Origin of the sequence: Stenotrophomonas acidaminiphila, from assembly GCF_001431595.1 — a bacterium.
Taxonomy (GTDB): Bacteria; Pseudomonadota; Gammaproteobacteria; order Xanthomonadales; family Xanthomonadaceae; genus Stenotrophomonas; species Stenotrophomonas acidaminiphila.
The window spans coordinates 1-6,097 of the sequence record NZ_LDJO01000067.1; the positions used below are offsets into that span (position 1 = coordinate 1).

The window sequence follows — 6,097 nt, forward strand, 5'->3', positions numbered from 1 at the left end:
GGCGCCCATGCACTGCGCAGTCTTTTCAGCCTGGCGCAGCAGTACCGCTACTCGGGCTGCACCCGCGACGACTTCGCCGCCAAGAATGCCGCAGCACGGGCGGCGCTGGAGAAATTCGGCGAGTTGCCGCAGGACGTGCTGGAAGGCACGCGCCGCTCGAAGTTCGCGCCGCCGATCGTGCGCCGTGGCCTGCAGCAGCGCGGTGACGGTCCTGCCGCAGCCGCATTGCCCAGCGACGAGGCCACCACCACCGAGGCACCCGAGACTACCGCGGACGAGGACGCGCAGGCATGAGCGACCCGAACCGCGACACCCGCTACTTCCGCCCGCTGCAACAGACCGCCTTCATGCGGCTGGAACACGCAGGCTCTCTAAAAGGCCTTTTGAAGCCCTTTAAAGGTAAAGGGGACTTGGAGGTCTGGGCCAGCCAGTGCTTCGCCATGCGCGACGAGTTGATTGGCTTGGCGCAGCGACAGGTGCTGCCACAGGCGGTCGGGCATCCCTTCCACCTGCTGCCCATCGAGTTGGCCCAGCAGACCACTGGCGCAGGCACGGTGTTTTTGCGCTGGCGCAAGCACGACCGCTCGGCCATGGGCGTCGCCTTGTGGCAGGAGCTGATGGCGAGTACCAGCACGCCGGTCAACCTGCTGGTCGACCTGCACGCCATCGAGCTTCAGCGCATCACGCTGAACATGCAGATCAGCTTGTTGCACACCTTGGGCCGGCAGGCGCAGGAGTGCGCCAGCAAGGCCGCCGAGGCGGAAGACGCCTACCTGCGCCGGCTCAAGTCCATGCCATCCGCCATGCGTGATCGGTGATCGCGCCACGCACCCCAGCACGCGCCCGCCGCCAACCAGGTGCGGGTTTTTCAACCACCACGGAGATTGCAACATGAGCACGCACTTTTCTGGCGAGGGCAACATCGGTTCGCCCCCCGAGTACCGGGAGTTCCCCAACGGCAACGACGAGCCCAGCCGCCTTCTGCGCCTGAACGTCTATTTCGACAACCCCATTCCCAAGAAGGATGGCAGCTTCGAGGATCGCGGCGGCTTCTGGGCGCCGGTGGAAATCTGGCACCGCGACGCCGCGCACTGGAAGGACCTCTACCAGAAGGGCATGCGCGTGCTGGTCGTCGGCCGCATGGAGCGCGAACCCTGGACGGACAACGAGGATCAGCCGCGCGAGACCTGGCAGATCAACGCGCGCAGTGTCGGCATCCTGCCGTTCCGCATCGAGTCCGTGACCCTCAGCCCCAGGCAGCAGGAGACCACGCAGGACACGCAGCCGAATCCCCAGGCCGCCCAGGAACCGGCCGCGCCGAAGGAGCCGAAGCGCAGGAAGTGACCCGGCATGGGGCGGCGGCAGTCGTCCGTCGCCCCACGCCCTCGCGAGCTATCCCCAGGGGATAGCTCCATCAACGTCCACCGGCTTCCACGCGCTCCCGAAAACCGCGGCTCCCGAACCGCACCCTCCCGGCCGCACGCCACTCCCGTCCCCGCCATTCCATCCCGTGAAAGTGGTCGCCGCCGTGTGCGGCTTGTTTGCTGCTGCCCCTGGTGGTGCTCGGCATCCTCGATTCCAGCAACTCAATGAACCACGGAATTCGGATGGACGGACATGCGGCTGTTCTTGTGCGAGAAGCCCTCCCAGGGCAAAGACATTGGCCGAATTCTCGGCGCGACACAGCGCGGTGAAGGCTGTCTCAGCGGCTCCGGCGTCACCGTCACCTGGTGCATCGGCCATCTCGTAGAAGCGGCAGCTCCCGAGGTCTATGACGCGGCGCTCAAACGCTGGTCGCTGGAGCAGTTGCCCATCGTTCCCCAGCAGTGGCGGGTCGATGTCAAACCGAAGACCGCCACGCAGTTCAAGGTCGTCAAGGCGCTTCTGGCCAAGGCGACCCATCTGGTCATCGCCACCGATGCCGACCGCGAGGGCGAGCTGATCGCCCGCGAGATCATCGACCTGTGCGGCTACTGCGGCCCCATCGAGCGGTTATGGCTGTCGGCGCTCAACGATGCGTCGATCCGCACCGCGCTCGGCAAGCTGCGGCCCTCATCCGACACGCTGCCGATGTACTACTCGGCACTGGCGCGCTCACGCGCCGACTGGCTCGTGGGCATGAACCTCAGCCGGTTGTTCACGGTGCTCGGGCGCCAGGCCGGCTACGACGGCGTGCTGTCCGTCGGTCGCGTCCAGACGCCGACCTTGAAGCTCGTCGTGGACCGCGACCGCGAGATCGCGGCCTTCCAGTCGGTGCCGTTCTGGGCCATCGACGCGTCCCTTTCCGCAGGTGGACAGACTTTCAGCGCGCAGTGGGTTCCGCCCGATGGCTGCACCGACGACGCCGGCCGCTGCCTGCAGCAGCCTATCGCCCAGCAGGCCGCGCAGCAGATCCGCGCTGCAGGCAGCGCCCAGGTCGTATTGGTCGAGACCGAGCGCGTGCGCGAAGGTCCGCCGCTGCTGTTCGACCTGGGAACGCTTCAGGAGGTTTGTTCCAAGCAGCTTGGGCTGGACGTGCAGGAGACCCTGGAGATCGCCCAGGCCCTGTACGAGACGCACAAGGCCACGACGTATCCACGCTCCGATTCGGGCTACCTGCCCGAAAGCATGTTCGCGGAAGTGCCGACTGTCCTGGACAGCCTGCTCAAGACCGACCCCTCGCTGCATCCCATCATGGGCCAGCTCGACCGCTCCCAGCGCTCACGCGCCTGGAACGACGGCAAGGTCACGGCGCACCACGGCATCATCCCGACGCTCGAACCCGCGAACCTCTCTGCGATGAGCGAGAAGGAACTGGCGGTGTACCGGCTGATCCGCGCGCATTACCTCGCGCAGTTCCTCCCTCACCACGAGTTCGACCGCACCGTTGCCGAGCTTTCCTGCGGCCAGCAGAAGCTGGCGGCCACCGGAAAGCAGGTGGTCGTCAGAGGCTGGCGTCTGGTGCTGGCCGAGCCGCAAGCGGACGAGGATGGAGAAGCCACGGCGCGCAGCCAGGTGCTCCCTGCGCTGCGCGAGGGCATGGCGTGCCAGGTGGCCGAAGCCGAGATCAAGGCGCTCAAGACGATGCCGCCCAAGCCCTACACGCAGGGCGAACTGGTCAAGTCGATGAAAGGCGTGGCGCGCTTCGTGACCGACCCGCGCCTGAAACAGAAGTTGAAGGACACGACGGGCATCGGCACCGAAGCCACGCGCGCAAACATCATCACCGGCCTGCTGACGCGGGGCTATCTCGTGAAGAAGGGCCGTTCCATCCGTGCTTCGGATACGGCGTTCACACTGATCGACGCCGTGCCTGCGGCGATTGCTGACCCCGGAACTACCGCCGTGTGGGAGCAGGCGCTCGACATGATCGAAGCTGGACAGCTCACTCTGGACGTGTTCATCGGCAAGCAAGCCGCCTGGATTTCGCAGCTGATCGCGCAGTACGGCAGTACTTCGCTGTCCATCAAGATTCCCTCCGGGCCCGCTTGCCCGCAGTGCGGCGCACCCACGCGCCAGCGCACCGGCAAGACCGGCCCGTTCTGGTCGTGCAGTCGCTACCCCGACTGCAAAGGCACGCTGCCGGTCGAATCCGGTGCGTCCAAGCGTGGTGCCTCGCGCCCCCCAAGCAGGAACAGCAGCGGCCGCAAAGGCTCCTGACCAACCCCGTTCCCCGAGAGCCGTGCCCGCCATCGGCGGCGTGGCCCGTGTCCCGCACGCCCTGCGGGACGCCCAGCGCGCAACGCCTTCTCTTGTCCGTGTGCGCGTCCCGCCCAGCCGTTCCCGGCTGCGGGGCCTGAAGGTAGCTTCTCCGCGAACCGCCACCCGCGCGTTCTGCTGATCTGCATTTCTTCCGCCTCTGCGAAGGGTCCCCCGATGGCTTGCCAAGTAGCGCGAGCCACCCGGAGACCCTTCGTGGTCAGCGGTATTCGACGCCGTGCCCAACGGCGAAAAACTGGGCTCCTTTTGTGCGCGGATGTGCGCCAGAAGATGCCGGCGCCAACCACGATATGCGCCGGGTGTGATTGCTGACAGCAGACGGTTCTAGCGACGACCGGGCCTGCCAATCAGCCCACGGGTGGTTCTGTCCTCCCGAGCCGAAGGCCGCAGGGCCTTCGGCGCCTTTCTCCTGCCAATCAACGTCCCGGCCCGGCCACACGGTCCAGGGCCACACGAACAGGAGACCCGACTATGAACCCGCAACCTCGCACCTCACGCGGTGCGCCCCAGGCCGCGCCACTGCTGTACGGCAGCGTGTGCAGCGGCATCGAGGCCGTGAGCCTCGCCTGGCAACCCCTCGGCCTCGAAGCCGCGTGGTTCGCCGAAATCGAGCCGTTCACGAGCGCCGTGCTCGCCCACCGTTACCCCCGCGTGCCCAACCTGGGCGGCATGACCGCGATCGCCCGCCAGGTGCGCGCCGGCACCGTGCCGGCGCCCGACGTCCTGGTCGGCGGCATGCCGTGCCAGTCCGTGCATGACATGGCTGGGCCAGCGCCTGGTGCAGTACCTGAACAAGACGGGCTCGACCGCTTCGGATTGATCGGCGACGCAGCCTGCGGGCCGCGCCATTCTCCCTCCTGCATTGCCGATGTATCGGCAACAGCCCGCAGCCAGGGTGTCAAGGCTGCCGCGGGTTCGACCCGCGCCACCCGCCAGTTCGCCCCGGCATCTCACCGGCGAACGCTGCCCACCGGGGCATCGATGCCTCTTTTCTCCAACCCACGGGATGGCCGCCACGTCCCGCCAGGGGCATGTCGCCACCCGGTTGATTTCAGGACTTCCCATGGAAAACATCACTAAGCAAGACCGCATCACGCTGAAAGACCTCAGAGTGTCCGACTTCGCCAGCGACGAAACGCTGTGCTTCACCGCCATTGTCGTGTTCGACGGCACTCCCATTGCCGAGGCCCACAACGGCGGGAACGGCGGTTCGACATTCCTGCGTGCGCTCGATGGCAAGAAGGCGCTTCTGGCTCAGGCCGAAGCCTTCGCCAAGGGTCTGCCGCCTGCTCCGCTCGACCTCGGCCAGGAGGGCGAAGACCCTCACTACATCGACATGACGCTCGACTTCCTGGTCGATGAACTGGCCGAAGCCATGCACGGGGAACGCAAGTTGCGAGCCGCGTTCAAGCGCGACATCGGCAACAGGGTGCTGTTCATCAAGGACGGCAAACTTCTGTTCATCAAGGGCATCAAGCTCAAGGCCATCGCGGACCGCAAGGCGTACTTCGCTTCGCTGCGCGCTCGGCAGACCCAGCCCATCATCATCCTTGCCGAGCTTCCGCCCGAGCAGGCAATTGACCTGTGGAAGAAGCATATCCTGGGCGACACGCCCGACTGACCCAGGACCGACGCACCTTCCTGACAGCCCCGCACTCGATGCGGGGCTTCTTTTTTCTGCGCGCATCAATCGGGGCTGGCCCGGATGCCGTTTTCTAACTGACGCGGCGCGGGCCGCGCACGAAGCTGCCCGCATGTTCGCTGATTCGTCAGCACATGCCAGCAGCCAGGGTTCCAGGCTGCCGCGGGTCTCTCCCGCGTTGCCCACCAGTCCGCATCGCATCAGGTCTGCGGACGCGCGTCCCCGTGACGTCGATGCTTTTTATCAACCGCGTGCGGGAGCTGCCATCCCGTGAGGGACGAGGCCCCGCTTTTCCAAGGAGCCCGTCCATGTCCCAACAAGCCTCTTTCGGCCAATTGGCCTCGACCTACTGCGGCAAGTTCCTGCCGCTCGAAGTCCTGCAAAGCGCCGCCGGTCACTACATCGGCACGCGCGATACCGAAGGCCCCGTTTCGCGGGAATCCCGCGAGTACTTCCGCAGCTACGCCGCGGCTCAACGTGCCCTCGAAAGAGGCGGCTGGTCCCAGCTCGCCGTTCCTTGATCCAACTGGAGGAATCACGTCATGAACCAGCTACTGCCTCGGGAAGTCGTCGATCAGATCATGCGGGAAGAGCAGCATTTCGCTGCCGCGCCCCAAGCCTTTTTCGAGGCCTGGAAGCGCGGTGTCGAGATCGCTGGCCCCGAGTGGTTCGGCGACGGCACCCGTGAAGGTCTGAACCAGGCCAAGAGCAAGTGGGATCTGCGGCCCAACATGCTGCTGGACCGGCCAGCCTTTC

Annotated in this window: 7 protein-coding genes and 1 pseudogene; all 8 read left to right on the plus strand. The window is 66.1% G+C overall.

The features are described 5' to 3' along the window. Positions 1 to 294 (plus strand): AcaB family transcriptional regulator (locus ABB33_RS15360; RefSeq protein ID WP_152985123.1); only part of this gene is annotated, 294 nt, incomplete at its 5' end. Beyond that, positions 291 to 818 carry a DUF3158 family protein gene (locus ABB33_RS15365; RefSeq protein ID WP_023095524.1) on the plus strand — a complete coding sequence of 176 codons (528 nt, stop codon included), beginning with the start codon at positions 291 to 293 and terminating at the stop codon, positions 816 to 818. The genes ABB33_RS15360 and ABB33_RS15365, both read left to right, overlap by 4 nt. A 73-nt stretch (positions 819 to 891) precedes the next feature. Beyond that, positions 892 to 1,344, plus strand: a complete 453-nt coding sequence (locus tag ABB33_RS15370; protein WP_023095523.1) for a single-stranded DNA-binding protein — start codon at positions 892 to 894, stop codon at positions 1,342 to 1,344. A gap of 273 nt (positions 1,345 to 1,617) precedes the next feature. After that, the gene (locus ABB33_RS15375) at positions 1,618 to 3,639 is read left to right on the plus strand and encodes a DNA topoisomerase III (protein WP_023095522.1); all 2,022 of its coding nucleotides are present in this window, start codon (positions 1,618 to 1,620) and stop codon (positions 3,637 to 3,639) included. A 531-nt stretch (positions 3,640 to 4,170) separates the two neighbouring features. Then, positions 4,171 to 4,779, plus strand: coding sequence for a DNA cytosine methyltransferase (locus ABB33_RS19305; protein WP_023095521.1), 609 nt, complete (start codon positions 4,171 to 4,173; stop codon positions 4,777 to 4,779). Beyond that, positions 4,763 to 5,320: a hypothetical protein gene (locus ABB33_RS15385; protein WP_023095520.1), complete on the plus strand. Its 558-nt coding sequence runs from the start codon at positions 4,763 to 4,765 to the stop codon at positions 5,318 to 5,320. The genes ABB33_RS19305 and ABB33_RS15385 overlap by 17 nt, the downstream gene beginning before the upstream one ends. Before the next feature lie 329 nt (positions 5,321 to 5,649). Continuing rightward, a complete protein-coding gene (locus ABB33_RS15390) occupies positions 5,650 to 5,862 on the plus strand; it encodes a hypothetical protein (protein WP_023095519.1) in 213 nt (70 codons plus the stop codon). Between the two features lie 21 nt (positions 5,863 to 5,883). Beyond that, a pseudogene (locus ABB33_RS15395) lies at positions 5,884 to 6,097 on the plus strand (hypothetical protein); the annotation flags it as partial.

Bases quoted from the DNA above. Each gene is read 5' to 3' on its own strand.
- ABB33_RS15375 (WP_023095522.1), top strand. From the start codon at position 1,618: ATGCGGCTGTTCTTGTGCGAGAAGCCCTCCCAGGGCAAAGACATTGGC.
- ABB33_RS15390 (WP_023095519.1), top strand. From the start codon at position 5,650: ATGTCCCAACAAGCCTCTTTCGGCCAATTGGCCTCGACCTACTGCGGC.
- ABB33_RS19305 (WP_023095521.1), top strand. From the start codon at position 4,171: ATGAACCCGCAACCTCGCACCTCACGCGGTGCGCCCCAGGCCGCGCCA.
- ABB33_RS15385 (WP_023095520.1), top strand. From the start codon at position 4,763: ATGGAAAACATCACTAAGCAAGACCGCATCACGCTGAAAGACCTCAGA.
- ABB33_RS15370 (WP_023095523.1), top strand. From the start codon at position 892: ATGAGCACGCACTTTTCTGGCGAGGGCAACATCGGTTCGCCCCCCGAG.
- ABB33_RS15365 (WP_023095524.1), top strand. From the start codon at position 291: ATGAGCGACCCGAACCGCGACACCCGCTACTTCCGCCCGCTGCAACAG.